An 18,727-nucleotide genomic window follows, 5' to 3' on the forward strand; every position below is an offset into this window, starting at 1 on the left:
ATTCTTCGTAAACCATAGCATATGAGAACCATAGATAATTTCAACTTCGAAAACAAGAAAGCACTGATACGGGTGGACTTCAATGTTCCTCTAGATGCTGAATTTAATGTAACCGACACCAGTCGGATTGAGGCAGCAAAACCAACCATCCTTAAAGTACTGGAAGACGGAGGTAGTGCAATTTTAATGAGTCATTTAGGGAGACCTAAAGGGAAAGTAAATGCGGATATGTCACTTTCCCATATTTGTGATAAGGTTTCTGAAATTATTGGGGTTCAAGTAAAGTTTGTTGAGAACTGTGTTGGGGAAAGTGTTGAACAAGCTTCAGCCTCGCTTGAAGATGGAGAAATTCTTCTACTCGAAAATTTAAGATTCCACTCAGAAGAAGAAGGTGGTGACGAAGCATTTGCCGAACAGTTATCCAAATTAGGAGACATTTACGTCAACGATGCCTTTGGTACTGCTCACAGAGCCCACGCTTCAACAACTATCGTTGCTAAATTTTTTCCAGACAATAAGTGTTTTGGATATTTGTTGACAAAGGAAATCAAGGCGATTGAGAAAGTGATGCAAACTGGAGAAAAGCCCATTACGGCCATTCTGGGTGGCGCAAAAGTATCTTCCAAAATCACAATTATTGAAAACATTCTCGACAAGGTTGACCATTTGATTGTTGGCGGTGGAATGACGTATACGTTCGTAAAAGCACAAGGCGGAAGCATTGGGGATTCCATCTGCGAAGATGACAAAATGGACTTGGCATTAAATATTTTAAAACAAGCTGAAGCCAAAGGAGTAAAGGTACATTTACCCGTAGATGTTTTAGCTGCAGACGATTTTGACAATGATGCCAACACCCAGTTTTTAAGTGTAGATGAAATTCCTGAGGGTTGGCAAGGACTTGATGCCGGGCCGCAAACCTTGGAAAACTTTAAAGAGGTAATACTTCAATCCAAGACTATTTTATGGAATGGTCCAGTGGGTGTATTTGAAATGGAGAACTTTTCAAAAGGGACTATTTCCGTTGGAGACTTCATTGATGAAGCAACACAAAATGGAGCATTTTCCCTAGTGGGTGGTGGAGATTCCGTGGCAGCAGTAAAGCAATTCGGATTCCAAGATAAGGTGAGTTATGTTTCAACGGGTGGAGGTGCCATGCTGGAAAGTTTGGAAGGAAGAACTTTGCCAGGAATAGCCGCAATATTGGACTAAACCATTCGTTCTTAAAGGACTGAGTATTTAAGGTTTAACGTTTGTTTTAGAGCGAAAGTTTTACTTTTTCAGAAAAAAAAGCCATTTTCGTTTGTTCCGAACCAAACCCAGTCCAAAAATGTGTTTAAGAGGTAAAACAATATTGCCGCTTGTTTTTCTGTTTTCTTGGCTTTCTTTACCTGCCCAAGAAGCGGATAGCACCCGTATATCCGCCAGCACAACTCTTCAAAGTCCTCTTGATTCCACGTCTTTGGATAATCCTTCCATCTCTTCACAAATGAATGGAATTCTTTCAAAAGGGACTGATGGAAAGTTTCAATTAAAAGATTTGGAAGAAACACGCAAGAGTGACAGCCTGTGGATGAAAGAACTTTCAAAAAGTGCAGATTGGTTTACTGCAATGTATGCTGAGGTGCAGAATCTAGACGAAAACGAAACTTTAGACATTGACCTTCCTACGGATACTTTGAAAGCAAGACTGGCCAAGCTCAATGAAAAAACACCATTTAACATTGCATATAACCCTTCCTTGGAAAGCGTAATTAAGTCCTTCTTGGTTCGGAAGCGCGATTTAATGGAGCGCATGTTGACGGCAAGCCAATTCTATTTCCCACTTTTTGAGCAAGAGTTGGACAATCAGGATGTTCCTTTGGAAATGAAATATTTAGCCATAGTGGAATCTGCCTTGAACCCTAGAGCTAGGTCGAGGGTTGGAGCTAAAGGGCTTTGGCAATTCATGTATAGCACAGGTCGCATTTACGGACTAAATGTGAGCAGCTACGTGGACGAAAGGAACGATCCAATTCTGGCCACTAAAGCAGCTACAAAGTATCTGTCGAAACTTCACGATATTTTTAATGATTGGGATTTGGCACTGGCGGCATACAATTCGGGTCCTGGAAATGTGAACAAAGCCATTCGAAGATCTGGGGGGTACAAAAATTATTGGAACATCAGAAGAAACCTTCCACGTGAAACAGCAGGATATGTTCCAGCCTTCTTGGCTACCATGTACATTTTTGAATATGCAGATGAGCATGGACTTAAAAAGGTAAATGTAGACCGTCCGTATTTTGAAACGGATACGATAATTGTAAAAAACACCATCACTTTTGACCAGATTTCAAAACTGGTAGACATCAGCAAGGAAGAATTGGAAATGCTAAATCCGGCGTATAAGCTGAATATTATCCCGAAAATCAAAGGAAAAAAATATGTGCTTCGTTTGCCCGTTTCCAAAATTGGCAAGTTTGTGAACAACGAGGAGGCTATTTATGCGTATGCTAAAAAGGAATTGGATTCGCTGGAAAAACCGCTTCCACAATTGGTGGAAACAAAAAACCAGATACGTTACAAGGTGCGAAGTGGGGATTATTTGGGTAAAATAGCAGAACGATATGGAGTTGGCGTAAGTCAAATAAAACGGTGGAATGGATTGCGAAGCAATAACCTAAGAATAGGACAACGCCTTACTATATTTCCAAGAAAACCCTACTATGCCAATACTACCACAAAAACCACAAAACCTAAAGTATCAACTGAAGCCGCCGCTAAGGCAGGAAAGGTACATGTAGTGCAAAGTGGCGATTCGCTTTGGACCATTTCCAGAAAATATCCTGGAATTTCTGTTGAAAACTTGAAAGAATGGAACGGTATTAGTGGGAATAATTTAAAACCTGGCACAAAACTCAAATTGTGCGAGTGTTCTTCGTAAATTTAGAACTATATGAAAAAATCTGGAACACTATTTCTGGTCATCTTAATGATGACCTTTTCGGCATGTAAGAACTCAGGCTCCAATAAGCGATTTTTACCATCATCAACAGGGGGAATAAACTCTTTAATGGTTGTGATGGATACGGAACTTTGGAAGGGAGCCGTCGGAGATAAAATCAGGGAACATTTTGCAGCACAGGTTCTAGGATTACCCCAAGCAGAGCCTATTTTCAGTATCACACAAATTCCTCCACAGGTATTCAAGGGGGCTGTTACCCATTCTAGATCTGTCCTTTTTGTTGAACAGGACACTGTATCCTTGGCACACATCAAGAATAATGTATATGCCGAACCACAAAAAATAGCAGTGATCAAAGGAGAAACTTATAACGACTTAGCGGCTAATATTGACGAAATATCCGGACAAGCTATATCTGCCTTTAAAGAGGTCGAAATCAATGAAGCTCAAAAACGGTTTACCCGTTCATTAAGCAAAGAGACCGCTTTGCAAGAGGAACTGGGCATCTCATTACATGTTCCTTCACTATATAAGCTGGGAAAACGGGAAAAGAACTTTGTATGGATGGATATTCAAATTCCGAAAGGAACTATGAATATTATTGCCTATGAAATGCCGAAAGAAAGCTTTTCCACGGATTCCACTTTCGTGAGGGATATTATAAGTATGAGAGATTCAATTGGAAAAATGCATGTCCCTGGCCCTTATGAAAACACTTTCATGATAACGGAAAAAGCATTTGCCCCTTACGTGCTTCCTGCAGAAATTGGAGGAAAAAAGGCTGCTGAGGCAAGAGGAATTTGGGAGATTAGCGGATATCCAATGGCAGGTCCATTCTTGACCTATATCATTAACGATGAGGAGAATCAAAGGAAGCTGGTTTTGGAGGGCTTTACCTTTGCGCCATCAGCTGAGAAACGAGATTATATGTTCGAGCTAGAAGCCATACTAAGGACTGTTAAATTCGATGCGAAAACAGGTTCCTAGCGCTGCACGTACCATTTTGTTAGAAATCAAAAAAGCCCAGCGTGTTCTACCTGCCGGGCTTTTTCGTTCTTTAAATGCTTAAGAGTTTTTTTAGTCAAAAGCGAATCCCGTGGCTATTCGGAACACGAACGCGTAAAGCACAATAAAGAACATTATAAAACAAAACCACGAAAACACTTTAAAATATTTTTCCAATAGGATGTGGCCGAGGTTTCTAAATCCCTCTAAATAAATTTCCTTTACAAGTAATAGTTTTTTCATAAGTAATATGTTTTAAGATTTAAAGACAAGACAAATTTTGGGTTTTCCGCCAAGACTTGAACAAAGTGAAGGATGAAGTGCAAAAAAAGAATGATGAAAATGACAGTGCGGTTTTAACTTCCCATAAGGGTTGTTCTTTTACCGATGAACTGCAAAAACCGTTGAAAGCCTTAACGAGGAAAAATATCGATGAACTGCATCATCGGCAATGGAAGTACTGTAAATGAATAAGAAAAAGTAATAATCGGAAAGCTTACATGTTCACGATAATGAACTCTGACCTTCTGTTAAGGTTGTGTTGCTCCCTGCCGCAGCGTTGACCGTCGCCACAATTATTTAGCAACCGTTCTTCACCATATCCAATGGCACTTTCTATTCTGGAAGCATCTATACCTTTTGAAATAATATAGTCCCTTGAAGACTTTGCCCTCTTATTGGACAAATACTTATTATATGCTCTGCTACCTCGAGAATCGGTATGGGATTCAATACGAATAACCATTTCTGGATTGGATTTCATGACATCGACCAGTTTATCCAGCTCTTTGGCGGCCTGAGCTTTTATATTGAATCTGTCGAAGTCAAAGTAAATGTTTTCTGTTTTTACCTTGAGCACGTCATTTTCTCGAACCACCAATTCTTTAATTGGGGTTATGGACTGTGTAACAGAAATACGCTCGTTTTTTCGGGTGGTGACTGGAGTTTTTTCCTCCACAAACCCGTCTTTTAAAGAAACTAGCTGATATTTTTTAGATGGAAGCAAATCTTCAAAAACAAAATTGCCTAAACTATCGGTAGTGGTCTCCATGAGTTTTTCTCCTTCCTCATTGAACAGCGCAACCGCCACATTGGATAGAAGTTCCTCATTATCCAGATTTTTTACCTCACCAGCTATGGCATTAAGATTCATAATGTTTTTGAAAGAGTAAATATCATCATCACCTTTACCCCCTTTTCGATTGGACGCAAAATACCCCTTCTGGTTTTGCTCATCTATGATGTATGAAAAATCATCCCTATTACTATTAATGGGCTTGCCCATATTTATAGCAACATTAAACAGCTCTCCTGAATAATCAGACTTGTATACGTCCAAGCCCCCCGTTCCCATCGTCCTGTCCGAAGAAAAATAAATGCTTTTTTCAGTGATGTAAGGAAACATCTCCTTGTAAGGGGTATTTACTGATTTACCAAGATTTTTGGGTTCCGAGAACTTTCCGTTTTCCAGAATATCCACTGAATAAATGTCGGTAAGCCCAAACCCTCCTGGACGATCAGAAACAAAATACATTTTTTTGCCATCTGGACTTATGGAAGGATGCCCATTGGAATAGTTTTCGCTATTGAATGGGAGTTCGGTAGCTTTGGTCCATTCTCCATCAACAAACTGCGACTTATAGATTTTTAAATGATTTACCCCTTTTTTACCTCTTCTTAATTTCTTTTTCTTTCCATAGTTGTTTCTTGTGAAATAGATTGTTTTTTGATCGGGAGAAAAGGCAACCGAAGCTTCGTGGTACTTTGTATTGATTTTTTTGGAAAGCTTACGGGTTGGAATTAAATCTTCCTTGGATGGATTCTCACTAGCTACATATAGATCCAAAAACGGTTGATTGTTCCAGCGATATCTTCGGGTAGTAAGGAAAGAAGAGTCCATTGCAGAGGCATATACCACCTTTCCATCCCCATGAAACATTGGGGAAAAATCGGAATATTTGGAGTTAATGGCCATATTCTTGAGCTCAACATAGGCCGAATTGTCCCATAGCTCTTCCTGCCGCGATTCTATTTTTAAGGATTTTTCCCTTTTTTGACGAAACAAACGGGTCAGTCTTGCTGCTCGCTTATAGCGACCAGTAGCTTTTAAACTATGACTGTATTTGAAGAAGTTCTCTTCAGTAATGGTTTTTTTGTGATTTTGATACAGCTCATGGTACCATTTATAGGATTTGTCCATGTTGCCGCTGTAGTAGTGGGCATCCGCAGCTTTGGAAAGGAGTTCAAAGGTATGTTCTTGGTCGCTTTCCTCGAGCACGATGTCATATACGCGAGCAGCTTCGGCATACCACATTTTGTTGAAGTATCCGTTGGCCTTTTTTATAAGTCTATCTGCGATTCCACCTTTTGCAGCTTTCCCCACTTTCTTTTCCTTCTTTCGGAGCCCAAAATCTTCATCTGTATTGGATGTCTCAGAAGAAACCTCACTATCGGGGTTTTCCTGAACCTCTTCAAATTGAGCAGAGGAAATTTGCTGGGCGTTAAGCCCAGAAATGAAAGCGACGGCAAAAACCAAAAACAGCTTTCTCATTATTGTTCTTTCGGAAACTAGGTATGGTTAGGTCTAATTGGTAGAAAACAAGAGGACTTGAACCTAGTTTTACTATTAATTGCTAAAGTAGGATACCCCTTCTGGTAAAATAACTTTTTGTTGTGAAAGGTATTTTTTTAGGCATGTAAGCCCAAAAAATGTAGTTGTTTATCGATGAAACCAACGTTTACGAGGGCTTAAGACAAGAAGTGCAGGTTGGAAAACAGGCTACGAATCGGATTCCTTTGGGCCATCCAACTTCTCATCTTCTTTGGAAGCATCCTTGAATTCTTTGATTCCACTACCAAGACCACGCATCAACTCAGGAATTTTCTTGCCCCCGAAAAGAAGTAGAACTACTACTACAATTAAAACAATTTGCCAGGGACCTAGCATTCCAAGAAATATATTTAGAGAAATCATGATGTAAAGTTCTAACTTAAAACAATGTAAAAATACTAAAAGAATGGCACATCTTTACTTCTATTAACGAAAATTGACGTAGCAGATTGTGTTAGGCCATGATTCTTACGCTACCATTTTAAAAAGCTTAACATCTTAATTAAAATCTAAAGCTATCTTTGTCATTATGGCAAAGAAGAAAAGAAAGCGCAAAGAACTCAAGCGCAAACTGCTGCATAAGTATCGTCTGGTCATTCTTAACGAAAACACTTTTGAGGAAAAGATTTCTTTTAAGCTGAACAGGATGAATGTCTTTGTTACCGGTACGCTGTTCATAATTGTGCTCATTGGTTTAACCACGCTTATAATTGCGTTTACACCGCTTAGGGAGTATATTCCCGGATATTCTTCTACACGATTGAAAAGGCAAGCTACCGAGCTCACATATAAAACGGATTCATTGGTTACGGTTTTGGACTATACCAATCGGTATCTTAACAATGTTCGTATGGTATTGCGAGGTGATATCGAAAACAACGAGGCCAATAGGGATTCCTTGTTCGAAAGATTTAAACTAGACCCATCCACTGTAGATCTTACTCCGATAAGGGAAGATCTCTTGTTGAGGGAAGAAGTCGAACTGGAGGATAAGTACAATCTCTTCGAGAGAAGCGTTGAAAATGTAGAAGTGCTTTTATTTGCTCCTTTAAATGGTACGCTTTCCCAAGGTTTTGACACACGTCTTAAGCATTATGCGGTAGATATTGTCGCCCCTAGAGGAACACCAGTCAAATCTTGTGCCAATGGAACAGTATTGTTTGCCGAATGGACCTCGCAAACAGGGTACGTCATTATTGTTAAGCACCAAGATGATTTAACCTCAGTGTACAAGCATAATGGCTCCTTAAGCAAATCTCAAGGGGATTTGGTTCGGGCGGGAGAAGTAATTGCGGAGGTTGGTAATACTGGAGAATTGACCACCGGACCCCATCTTCATTTTGAACTTTGGAAAAATGGCAAACCAATTAACCCCTTAAACTACATCGACTTTAAGTAAATGTCCTTAAAAGCTATTGCTGCCAAATGGTTTGCTCGCTCTGTTGCGAGAAAAACGAGTAAATGGGCAAATGATCCAATAAATACGCAAACCAAGGTTTTCAAGAACCTTATTGAGAAAGCCCAGCATACCCAATTTGGAAAAGACCACAGTTTTCAAAATATCAAGAACCATCAAGATTTCACTAGGAATGTCCCTATAAGGGATTATGAAGAGCTAAAACCCTATGTGGAACAAATCATTTCTGGAGGAAACGATGTTCTTTGGCCTGGAAAGCCCAAGTACTTTGCAAAAACGTCTGGGACTACCTCAGGGGCAAAGTATATACCAATTACCAAGGAATCCATCAAAAACCAAGTCAATGCTTCTAGGAATGCGATTTTGAACTATATCGATGAAACCGGGAACACCAAGTTTGTTGACGGGAAAATGATTTTCCTTCAGGGCAGTCCAATATTGGAGGAAAAAGGAGGCATTAAATTTGGGAGATTGTCTGGCATCTCTGCCCATTATGTTCCGGGATATCTTCAAAGAAACCGATTGCCCAGCTGGGAAACCAACTGTATTGAAGATTGGGAGACCAAAGTGGATAAGGTGATTGAGGAAACAGAATCCCAAAACATGACAGTGATTGCTGGGATTCCTTCTTGGGTGCAGATGTACTTCGAGAAACTTCAGGATAAAACGGGAAAGAAGGTTGGTGATCTGTTCCAAAACTTCCAATTGTTCATTTACGGTGGGGTAAACTATGAACCTTACAGGGCAAAGTTTGAGAAATTGATTGGTAGAAGGGTGGATAGCATTGAGCTGTTTCCTGCCAGTGAGGGTTTTTTTGCATACCAAAATTCCCAAAAAGATTCTGGCATGCTTCTTTTGCTAGATGCGGGGATATTTTATGAGTTCATCAGGGCGGATGAGTTTTTTTCAGAGCATAGACAGCGTTTAACCATTGCTGAAGTGGAGCTGGGAGTGGACTATGCGATGATAATCTCAACAAACGCTGGTTTATGGGCATATAACATTGGGGATACCGTTCGGTTTGTTTCGAAAGAACCTTTTAAGGTTGTGGTATCAGGGAGAATTAAACACTTTATTTCAGCTTTTGGGGAACACGTTATTGCCAAAGAAGTAGAGGAGGCTCTAAAACTGGCAGTTGCAAATTCAGATGCCGTGGTAAATGAATTTTCCGTTGCACCCCAAACGTCTCCCGAGGAAGGACAGCTACCGTATCACGAATGGTTGATAGAGTTTGAAAACAAACCCTCAAATCTGAAACAGTTCGTAGCAGATATCGAGGAGAGCATGCAGAAACAAAACAGCTACTACTTTGATTTGATTGATGGAAAGATTCTACAGCCTTTAAAGATTACCCAAATAAAGTCAGGTGGATTTCAGGAATATATGAAAACCATAGGCAAGTTGGGAGGACAAAACAAAGTACAGCGTTTAGCCAATGACCGAAAGGTTGCAGAAGGATTACAACCTTTTAAAATTTAGAGCGAAATAAAGGTATCCGTTTCTTCGGAATTCGTGTATTTTTGCCAGAAGTTAAAATGGCTACACGAGTAAAACAAACAACCCGGGCGCAAGAATCCACTAATGCCATAGAAAGGCTCTATATTACCATGCGCCACTTACTAAATCGAGGTTTTTATAAACCATCTGGGGTATCGGGCAATGCACTTCGCAATGCACTTCTGGTTTTGCGACCTGAAATTTATGGAAGTGTTGCCGAAGAGAAAGCCGAACTTAATGGGCTCATCTACGTCTTGGAACGCCTGCCCAACGGAATTGAAGAATGTCGATTTATAAATCTCACATCAGATGAGGGCTTTTCCAAATCGCATCTTAAGGCCATAATTCCCCCTAAGCGGAGAAGAAATTGCTATCGGATAGACGAAGAGCAAATGAATATTGAAATTACTCGGGGGCGAAGTGATATTTATGATATTTTGACACACCTCACCTTTCTCTTTGTAGAATCCAATAAAATTTCTGAACGTGTTTTAGTTGATGATGGCAAAGCCACTATTCGGGATTGGGAAAAATTGGTTGAATTCGTGGAAAGGGAAGAAAAGGAGGAATCGGAAAGGGAGGTAGCCTTTATCCATACCGCTAACATTTTAGGTAGAACATACGAAGAGGTTGTAGAGATTCATCAAAAACTGGAAACCAAAGACAAAAAAGATAGGTTTCTTAATGTAGTGTATTGGCTCGGGAAATTGGCCATAGAAGAAGAGACCACAGGGGATAAAAGAACTATAACCTTTAGTCCGCTACTTCGGGAGCGATTAGGCCATCACATTCATGGAGAGCGATGGGCGGAAACGATAAAAAATGCTCTGAACAATGAAGGACTTTTAAACCGACCCATTCATATTATCAGTGCCAATATGCACAGTGTCATGAATTCGTTGTTTGCAAGAAATGCGCTTTCCAAGGAGTTTCCAAATTCCAAATCCTTGGATATATATGAGGCATTGAGTTCTTCAGAGAATCGGGAGTTCCAGAAGAAAGTAAAAGATTTGGCGGAAAAAAACGGCATGCTGTTTTTGGACGATGACTCCGGAGCAAATATTGACACCCAAATTTTTGACTCTGCAAAATTTGGGAAAGGTGCTTGTTGCTATGATTTTCCTGAAGGGATTCAAGAGGATGAAAAACCCGTTATCTTTGTCATGGATTACGCGTTTGGGGAGCAAGCCTATGAAACCATTGACGAATTGCTGAAACCACTAGAAATTAATGGGGATAAGAAATTCTTGAATGTTGAATCAATTTCTGTCATGGGAAAAGCAGGCATTTTGGAAGGAGGAAAAGGTGATTTAATGATACCCTCAGCGCATATTTTTGAAGGAACTGCGGACAATTATCCTTTTAAAAATGAATTGTGCTCTGCAGATTTTGAAGGACATGGATTGAAGGTATTGGAAGGAACCATGGTTACAGTATTAGGTACATCGCTTCAAAACAAAGACATCCTCAAATTTTTCCACGAATCCACATGGAACGTAATTGGACTGGAAATGGAGGGGGTTCACTACCAAAAGGCAGTTCAATCGGCTTCCAAAATAAGAAAGAGCATTAAAAAGGATGTAAAAATAAGATATGCGTATTACGCTTCAGACAATCCTCTGGAAACAGGAAGCACTTTAGCTTCTGGCGGCCTGGGTACAACAGGAGTAAAACCGACATATTTGATTACAGATAGAATTATAAAACAAATATTCGCTTCGTAATATGGCAGAACAACCAAAAAACAATAGCACCTCTGATGAAATTGATTTGGGACAGTTGTTTCAAATGATAAGCAAGGCGTTCAATAAATTGGGATTAGCCTTTTTGAAAGTATTTATTTATCTTAAAAAAAGGGCATTTATTTTTGGTGGTCTTATTCTATTGGGCTTAGGAGTAGGCTATGGACTCAATCAAATTACTGAAGAGAAAAGGAAAATCGAAGTCATTGTAAAACCTAATCTAAATAGCGAGAATTATTTGTACGATGTAGTGGAAGAAATACAAAACAACTTAAAATCAGAAGATATCGCATTCATGGAATCTATAGGAATTCCAGTTAGAGACGTGAAACAATTTAAAATTTCCGTTGAACCTATTGAGGTTGATAATGATAGAAAAGGTGATATGGAACTTTTAGAGAAATTCAAAGACATCCCTGGTTTTTCAGACATAGTTCGGATGGAGCTTCTCAAAAATAGCGCTTTGAATCATAGAATAATTTTTGAATTTAAAGAGATCAGCGAGGGAAAAGTTTTTGCAGAAAGCGCAATGACATATATAAATTCCTCTGATTTTTTTCAAAGAATTATTGCTATTAGCAATGAAAATGCTAGAACACGGATAAAACAAAACGAGGCGCTAATCCAACAAGTTGATTTCTTGATTAAAAGTTATACTGAGAGTTTGAACTCTGATAATATTGAAAAACTAGATAATAGGATACAGTTGGACAATGAAAAACCTATTGACCTTACAGGTTTGCTACAATTAAAGAATAATCTTATCCAAAATACAGAAAGGAAAAAAGTCGAATTGGAAGAACAGCAAAAGGCCGTTAACGTTCTTAATTTCGGTAAGCCACAAAGGATAATAAAATCATTTTTTGGAAAGAGATTGGTTCTAATACCATTGATTTTTCTAGGTGCTTTTATTCTATTTGATTTTATCAAAATGGTCAATGCAAAGGCAATCAAATTAGGTTTATAGTCAAAATTGCAAAAGACTTTGAAGGTAGTATTTCTCCTTGGTAATTTTAAGAATCTAGAATACGAAAAGACTACTGAAAAAACTGCGGTTTTTATTTCTAGTTTCAAGCCCAACTAAAATGATAAACCTTCTTAAAAGAATAAGAGAGATAGATAAACACTCCTTAGAAGTACTTAAAAAATCTTCTTCATCCGCAATTGTAAAGGCTATCGGCATGATTGCAGCTTTTACGACTAGTATTTTTTTAGGAAGGACTATAGGAGCAAGTGGGCTTGGAACGATAAATTTATCTAACCAGATAATTCTGGTTTTATTGGTCTTGACCATGTTCGGAATGCAACATGTCTTGGTAAAGAATATAGCTATAGGTCATGGAAAAGGAAATAAGTCCTTAATAAAGAATACAATTAAAACTGCTTTTCGGTTTAATGGAAGTATGGCACTTTTAGTTACTGTGCTAGGCATGGTGTTGGCATATTATTTTACAGATAACGTATTTAGTAATCCTTCGCTTAAAACACCCCTGTTAATCTTTTTATTGGTTTTAGTCCCTCAGACCTTAACTAGGGTTTATGCAGCTGCGGCGAATGGGATGGGCAAGGTATGGCAGAGTAATATCCTTGAACAGGTGTTAAGTTCTTTATTGGTATTATTTGCTCTCTTCTTTTCCTATTTGGCTAAAATTAGAATTACAGTTATTTATGTGGCTATTCTGTATGTTTCTGCGCGAGTTCTGGTTTTTGCCATTGCATTTTTTTATTGGAAAACAATATTCAAATACCCTTTTAAGGGGAAAGTTAACCTAAAACCAATGCTGGATATGGCTTTGCCATTGCTGCTGGTCTCTTCAACCAGTGTATTGGCAGCAAATACTGATACCATCATGTTAGGTATTTATAGAACAACTGATGAAGTTGGATTGTACAGCGTTGCCTCCCGCATTGCTTTGCTTACCAGCTTTATGTTGATGGTATCCAATACAGCCATATCACCCAAATTAGCACATATGTACTCTGAACGTAATCTAAGTGGGATGCAAAAAATGGTGAGACAAACTACCTTGGGCGTTATTTTGGTGGCATCCTTCTTTTTGTTCTTGTTTTTGATTTTAGGACGTAATATTTTGTCCTTATGGGGTGAGGAATTTATAGGGTCTTATATCCCTTTAATTGTCTTATGTGTTGGTCAATTCTTCAATGTATCTACTGGATGTTCAGGGATGCTTTTGATAATGTGTGGTCATGAGAAATTACACAGGAATATTTCGTTACTATCCGTAACTATGAATATTGTATTAAACATTCTCTTAATTCAAAAGCATGGAATTGTTGGGGCAGCAGTAGCTACTTCCAGTACCGTTATCATTGAGAATTTTTTAAAAGTGATGTATGCAAAAAAGAAGGTGGGAATACTTCCTACGCCCTTCTAAATAAAGAATGTCTGATATATTAATAATATCAAAATCGATATGTTTGCACAAGCAGGTTTAAAAACACTAGTAATAAAGAATTATGAAATTATTTGTTTTAGGAATTGATGCCGCTTCAGAGGAAATGCTACGGGCTTTTGACATGCCATTTACTCATAAACTGATGGATTCATTGGAGAAGGAGGATATAAGTGAAGATTTAATTAGTAGAGGCTGGGTGGAAGCATACACTGGTCTGCCGGCCTCTAGAACTAAAGGATTTTACGAATTTCCTTTATTGAATAATACATATGATACCTCGTTGTCTTTTAATCTCAATATAATTGACAAATCATCGAGTCTATTGTGGGAGACACTTAACAAAAGGAATGTTTCCGTTGGGTTTATGGGTGTTCCTACAACATTCCCTGTTCCAAAAGTTGATGGATTTTTTGTTGGTGGAGGGGGAGGCGGAAAATCCCTGGATAGCACGTATAATGACGGAACAATGTTTTATCCAAATGAAATTGTCGATGTTTTGATGGAAAACAGGTATGTAGTGGACGAAAGAGTTCCTTCTTTGCTTTTTGACAAAAAGATTTTCGAAATCGAGGCTTTTTTTGATAGATTGATTGAAATGATGGATAGGAGAACACAGTCATATATAGATATATATTCACAAAGACCGGTTCAGTTTGGGTTTTTAGCATATCGTGCAGTAGCAACTGTTGCCTATTTATCTATGAGCGAAATACAAAGAGTGATTGATGGCAGACCTCCTTTGGACGCGTCCTTTTCGAGACAGTTAAAAAGGTTTTTCTCTTCTTTGGATAAAAACATAGAGAAACTCTTCAATCAGATTAAAATAAACGATTTTGTGCTAATTTCTGATCATGGAATTACCGTGTTTGACAGTAGGGTAAATTTTAATTTTTTGCTCCAAAAACTCGGTTTTCAATCTAAAAAAGCGACACCCTTAGGTAAAAGTTTGATTCAAAAATATAAGCATCTCGTTCCTTTTAATTTAAGAAAGAAACTGAAAAAAAATAAGTTAATTGAAGTTAACGTAAAAAAAGGATTGTGGTTTGAGCCTGAAAAGACCCAGGCCTTCTGCAGAAGCGAAGGGGATGTCGCGGGAATATTTGTTAACGACGAAAGCCGGTTTAACGGTCCTGTGAAGGATAAGGATGTTGTAAGTAAAGTTATAGAAATTTGTAAAGCAATCAATGATTCGGAAGAGGCTAAGGAACATCATCTAAGAGCATTTCCTTCTGATGAACAATATCAAAAGGATACTTACAAACACCTAATTCCTGACATACTTATATCAAAACCATTGAATTTAAAATCCATGACTACAACCACATCCAAATTTCTCACGAAAAACGAATGGTTTGATAAACCTATTAACCTGCGGGAGGTAAAACATGATAATTGGACCGGAAGTAAAAAACCAAATGCTCTTTTTTTCTTCTCCAAGTCATTGTCGGGGCTAACCAGCCAAGATGATGAAAAAAACCTTACTCTTATTTATAAAATTGCGGAAAGGTTTTTCAAATGAAAATAGGAATTCTCACATTTCACGACGGGATTAATTATGGGGCCTTTTTGCAGGCGTTTTCCACGCAAGAAAAGCTTAAGGCTTTAGGTCATCATGTTGAAGTTATCAATTACAAAGAGCCTTGGTTTGCTTTTAAAGAGAAAGCTTACGCTCTTAGAATGGATGGTAAGATTCTAAGTAATATAAAAAAGGTTAGAAAATTTAACCGTACCCATAAGCTTTTTAACTTGACCAAGTTCACTTCGGATTTGTCAAAATTGGAAGGCCGATATGATGTTGTTTTTTTTGGAAGTGACGAAATCTGGAATATAAACAACCTGGGTTTTGGATACGATTTGAGTTACTTTGGCAAGGGACTGGAAAAAACCAGAAAAATTTCGTATGCTCCAAGTTTTGGCTCAACCAAACTTGAGGATGAAAAATTGGCTATGGTCAAGCAATATGTGTTGGATTTTGAGGCCATTTCTGTTCGGGATATTAACTCTCGGAACATAGTTAGCAGCTTAACAGGGTCAAAGCCACCAATTGTTCCTGATCCCACATTTTTGGTAGATCATTCTCAGTGGTCCGTAGATCCGCATCTGAATGAAGATTATATTTTGGTCTATGCTTATGTGCTTAAACCAGACCATATTGAGGAAATGAAAAGGTATTCCAAAGAGAAAAAAATGAAACTTATTTCTGTTGGCTTCCATTATGATTGGTGTGATGAGAATTACCTTGGGATAGATCCCTTTGAGTGGCTGGGATTCTTTAAGAATGCAAAACATATTTTTACAAGTATGTTCCATGGCACTATTTTTTCCATATTGATGCGCAGAGATTTCACGGTGTTTATGGACCCCTATAGATTACAAAAATTCTCGTACCTACTTGATGTGTTGGAGGTTCATGATAGAATTTATAATGGGACAGCCAACTATAACTCTATTGACTATGCCAATTTGGAAGGGAAGATTGAAGAATATTCAAATATGGGGCATAGTTTTATTGAATCCGCTTTGGCAAAAACTTAAAATGAAAATAAGGTTATAACCAAGTGAAGACTTGCTTGGCGAACTAAAAATTATGATGGTTTGAAAGTCAAAATAAGCTTTTTATTCGGCCTGTTCCTTTTTTTTCTCCCATTTACGCAGGCATTGACTTTCAATCTATTTTTTCCTCTCAAAATATCTGAAATACTATTGGTATTTCTTGTCTTTATTTTTGTAATACAGAAGTTCGACAGGAAATATCTAAGGACTATATGGAAGGCAAAAGTGTTAATTGCCTTTTTGATATTAGCAACCATATCATTTTTAATACATCTGTTTTGGTCTTATCCATATTTGCCTAAAGAGATAGATTTTAGAATTGGAAGACAAGCAGATAGCTTGTTGAGATTAATTTATATATATGTAAATATTTTGGCTTTTTTAATCTCTGTATTTTTCCTTTTAAAGAGGAAAGAAGTATTCAAGTATTGGATATATGGAGCAATATTGGCCTCGGTGTATGCTTGGTATTTGTTTTTCTCATCTGCTTTGGGAATTCCGTATTTAAAATTGTTCGGAATGGCGGAAAATCCGCAAACCATAATGGGCATTGTTAGGGCAGGAACTTTTAGAGAAGGGAATTTTTTTGGGCTTTATCTGATTTTATCGGCTGCAATTGCGTTTCATCTAAAAAGAAACCGTATCGCTTGGTTTTTGATGATAACAATACTTTCGACTTTTTCCACAGTTAGCCTGATAAGCGCAACCTTGTTTTTGATGATTTATTTTAAACGGATTTTGTTTAGTGTTCGTAATCTTAAGAAATTAGTTATTGTTCTGCCAGTATTAATTGTTGGATTATTCTTCTTCTTCAAAAGCGAATTTTATACTAAGTATATTGAACAAAAACTGTTTACTCCTGTAAGTGTGCTAACAACTTCAAATTTTTCCAAAGTAGATCGCTATTTAACGGCAAACATTGCCTTTAAAGCAGGTATCGATAATCCCATATTTGGAGTTGGTCCTTACAACTATGGATTGCATTATGACCACTACAATAATATTGATGAGATTGTGGAAAACCAAAGTGAATATTCTATAACCTTTTTTGAAAGACAAGGAAAAAGAGCTATACCCAACAACATTTATCTCGAGGTTTGGTCGGAATACGGGGTGTTGGGCTTTCTTTTTTTTATAATGTTTTTGATTAATACTTTATATATTTCTTATAAGAATAAGAACTTAATAATTACTGCAGGTTTAGTGGCAATGTACGTTTCATTCATTGCATTCCCATCATTTATAATGCTGTTCATTTGGGTATATTTGGCAGTGCCCTATGCACTTCATTTTAAGGACAAAAAGGATAAAATTTTACAAAGTGTATAAGGACAGGAAAAATTTGATTTATATATTGGCATTTTTCCCAATTTTCGATTTCAAACTGATAAATCTATCAATTTTGCTATTCATTGTTGGCAGCTATCATGGGAATATTGGAAATCTAGAGGCAAAGCTAAAAGAGATTAGAAAGAATGGTTTTGGTTTTGCGATACTATCATTGCCCTTTTTTTTAAGTTTAATCTCGTTACTTTGGACAACCAATCTCAAAATAGGATTATCCTTTGTTGAAAGATCACTACCTATTTTTATAATTCCATTTGTAGTTCTTTATTTCAAGCCCTTTCACAGAAAATCGGCAGATAAGTTTATAAGCTTGTATATACTAAGTAATGCGTTGCTCGCACTAGTGGTATTAGTTTATGCAACAGTAAGTAGGCTAGTCAAAAATCCAGAGCTAAAAGTCCATAGAGATAATTTTGGAAATTATTTCCGAGATTTGGTTGAAGGGATTCCCATTGTCGGGGAACACCCTATATATCTATCCTTATTGATTGGTTCGGCCTTATTATTTCTTTATTATTACCGCTTTAAACACCTATGGATAAATCTTACTATTGCCTCACTTTTCCTTATAGTATTGTTTGTTACGGGTAGTAGAGGCCCAATTGTTGCCTTGTTGGTTGCGTCTTGTTCAATAATTCTATTATTGAACAAAAGTCTAAAGACAAAAATTGTCTCTATAGTTACGGTTCTTTTAATAATAGTAATTGGCGGGTTATACTCCCCACTGAAAGAAAGAGTATCAGAACTTGTTAATACAAAACACCTCCTTCCCCAAGGTGATTACTTCAATTCCTTTAACACCAGGATGGGAATCTACAAGTGTAGTTTTGAAATTGGCAAGAAGACGCCTTGGTATGGTTTAGGCCCAGGTGATGTGCAATATAACTTGGATAGTTGTTACGATAAAAATTACGATACCAATGCGTATGGAAAAGGGATTTTCAACACCCACAATCAATATTTATTTTATTGGTTGAGTTTCGGATTCTTAGGACTGTTATTGATAATTGGAACCTATGTTCTATTCTTTAAACAGGCTTTTTTATCAATGGATAGAGCTTATGTCATATTTCTGGTTTATCTGTTCTTTTGCTTTTTTTTTGAAAATATTTTAAGTAGAAATACTGGAATCATGCTATTCAGCATCTTCAATACGATCTTGTATCAAAAGAAGTTTAATAAATGACCTTA

The 18,727-nt window shown here is 37.6% G+C and carries 15 protein-coding genes; 12 read left to right on the forward strand and 3 right to left on the reverse strand.

From position 1 onward, the window contains the following. Positions 1–21 precede the first annotated feature (21 nt). From ACSLUF_RS17935 to ACSLUF_RS17945, 3 genes are all read left to right on the forward strand, one after another. On the forward strand, positions 22–1,212 hold the full coding sequence (locus ACSLUF_RS17935; protein ID WP_435624040.1) for a phosphoglycerate kinase: 1,191 nt from the start codon (positions 22–24) through the stop codon (positions 1,210–1,212). Between the two features lie 118 nt (positions 1,213–1,330). Next, a complete protein-coding gene (locus tag ACSLUF_RS17940) occupies positions 1,331–2,926 on the forward strand; it encodes a LysM peptidoglycan-binding domain-containing protein (protein WP_435624041.1) in 1,596 nt (531 codons plus the stop codon). 12 nt (positions 2,927–2,938) lie between these two features. Next, positions 2,939–3,934, forward strand: a complete 996-nt coding sequence (locus ACSLUF_RS17945) for a DUF4837 family protein (RefSeq protein WP_435624042.1) — start codon at positions 2,939–2,941, stop codon at positions 3,932–3,934. A 90-nt stretch (positions 3,935–4,024) separates the two neighbouring features. On the opposite strand, the gene ACSLUF_RS17950 is transcribed toward ACSLUF_RS17945, so the two are convergent. From ACSLUF_RS17950 to tatA, 3 genes are all read right to left on the reverse strand, one after another. Further along, on the reverse strand, positions 4,025–4,195 hold the full coding sequence (locus ACSLUF_RS17950) for a DUF6747 family protein (RefSeq protein WP_435624043.1): 171 nt from the start codon (positions 4,193–4,195) through the stop codon (positions 4,025–4,027). A gap of 253 nt (positions 4,196–4,448) precedes the next feature. Beyond that, complete coding sequence (locus ACSLUF_RS17955) at positions 4,449–6,503, reverse strand: OmpA family protein (protein ID WP_435624044.1); 2,055 nt, start codon at positions 6,501–6,503, stop codon at positions 4,449–4,451. Positions 6,504–6,731: 228 nt separating this feature from the next. Beyond that, positions 6,732–6,926 (reverse strand): twin-arginine translocase TatA/TatE family subunit, encoded by a 195-nt coding sequence (gene tatA / locus ACSLUF_RS17960; protein WP_106143854.1) that lies wholly within the window; start codon positions 6,924–6,926, stop codon positions 6,732–6,734. Positions 6,927–7,092: 166 nt separating this feature from the next. Between tatA and ACSLUF_RS17965 the strand changes: the two genes are divergently transcribed. From ACSLUF_RS17965 to ACSLUF_RS18005, 9 genes are all read left to right on the forward strand, one after another. Next, positions 7,093–7,962 (forward strand): M23 family metallopeptidase, encoded by an 870-nt coding sequence (locus ACSLUF_RS17965; RefSeq protein WP_435624045.1) that lies wholly within the window; start codon positions 7,093–7,095, stop codon positions 7,960–7,962. Continuing rightward, entirely contained in the window at positions 7,963–9,459 is a 1,497-nt protein-coding gene (locus tag ACSLUF_RS17970) for a GH3 auxin-responsive promoter family protein (RefSeq protein WP_435624046.1), read from the forward strand. A 56-nt stretch (positions 9,460–9,515) separates the two neighbouring features. Then, positions 9,516–11,201, forward strand: coding sequence for a DUF6909 family protein (locus ACSLUF_RS17975; RefSeq protein WP_435624047.1), 1,686 nt, complete (start codon positions 9,516–9,518; stop codon positions 11,199–11,201). A 46-nt stretch (positions 11,202–11,247) separates the two neighbouring features. Further along, on the forward strand, positions 11,248–12,186 hold the full coding sequence (locus ACSLUF_RS17980) for a hypothetical protein (protein ID WP_435624048.1): 939 nt from the start codon (positions 11,248–11,250) through the stop codon (positions 12,184–12,186). Between the two features lie 118 nt (positions 12,187–12,304). Beyond that, positions 12,305–13,615 carry a flippase gene (locus ACSLUF_RS17985; protein WP_435624049.1) on the forward strand — a complete coding sequence of 437 codons (1,311 nt, stop codon included), beginning with the start codon at positions 12,305–12,307 and terminating at the stop codon, positions 13,613–13,615. Between the two features lie 82 nt (positions 13,616–13,697). Further along, complete coding sequence (locus ACSLUF_RS17990) at positions 13,698–15,155, forward strand: alkaline phosphatase family protein (protein WP_435624050.1); 1,458 nt, start codon at positions 13,698–13,700, stop codon at positions 15,153–15,155. Beyond that, positions 15,152–16,171, forward strand: a complete 1,020-nt coding sequence (locus ACSLUF_RS17995) for a polysaccharide pyruvyl transferase family protein (protein WP_435624051.1) — start codon at positions 15,152–15,154, stop codon at positions 16,169–16,171. Before ACSLUF_RS17990 ends, ACSLUF_RS17995 begins: the two co-directional genes overlap by 4 nt. 390 nt (positions 16,172–16,561) lie before the next feature. After that, on the forward strand, positions 16,562–17,518 hold the full coding sequence (locus ACSLUF_RS18000; protein ID WP_435624052.1) for an O-antigen ligase family protein: 957 nt from the start codon (positions 16,562–16,564) through the stop codon (positions 17,516–17,518). Positions 17,519–17,531: 13 nt separating this feature from the next. After that, positions 17,532–18,722, forward strand: coding sequence for an O-antigen ligase family protein (locus ACSLUF_RS18005; protein ID WP_435624053.1), 1,191 nt, complete (start codon positions 17,532–17,534; stop codon positions 18,720–18,722). Positions 18,723–18,727 lie beyond the last annotated feature (5 nt).

Origin of the sequence: Flagellimonas sp., assembly GCF_965601775.1 — a bacterium.
Classification (GTDB): Bacteria; Bacteroidota; Bacteroidia; order Flavobacteriales; family Flavobacteriaceae; genus Flagellimonas.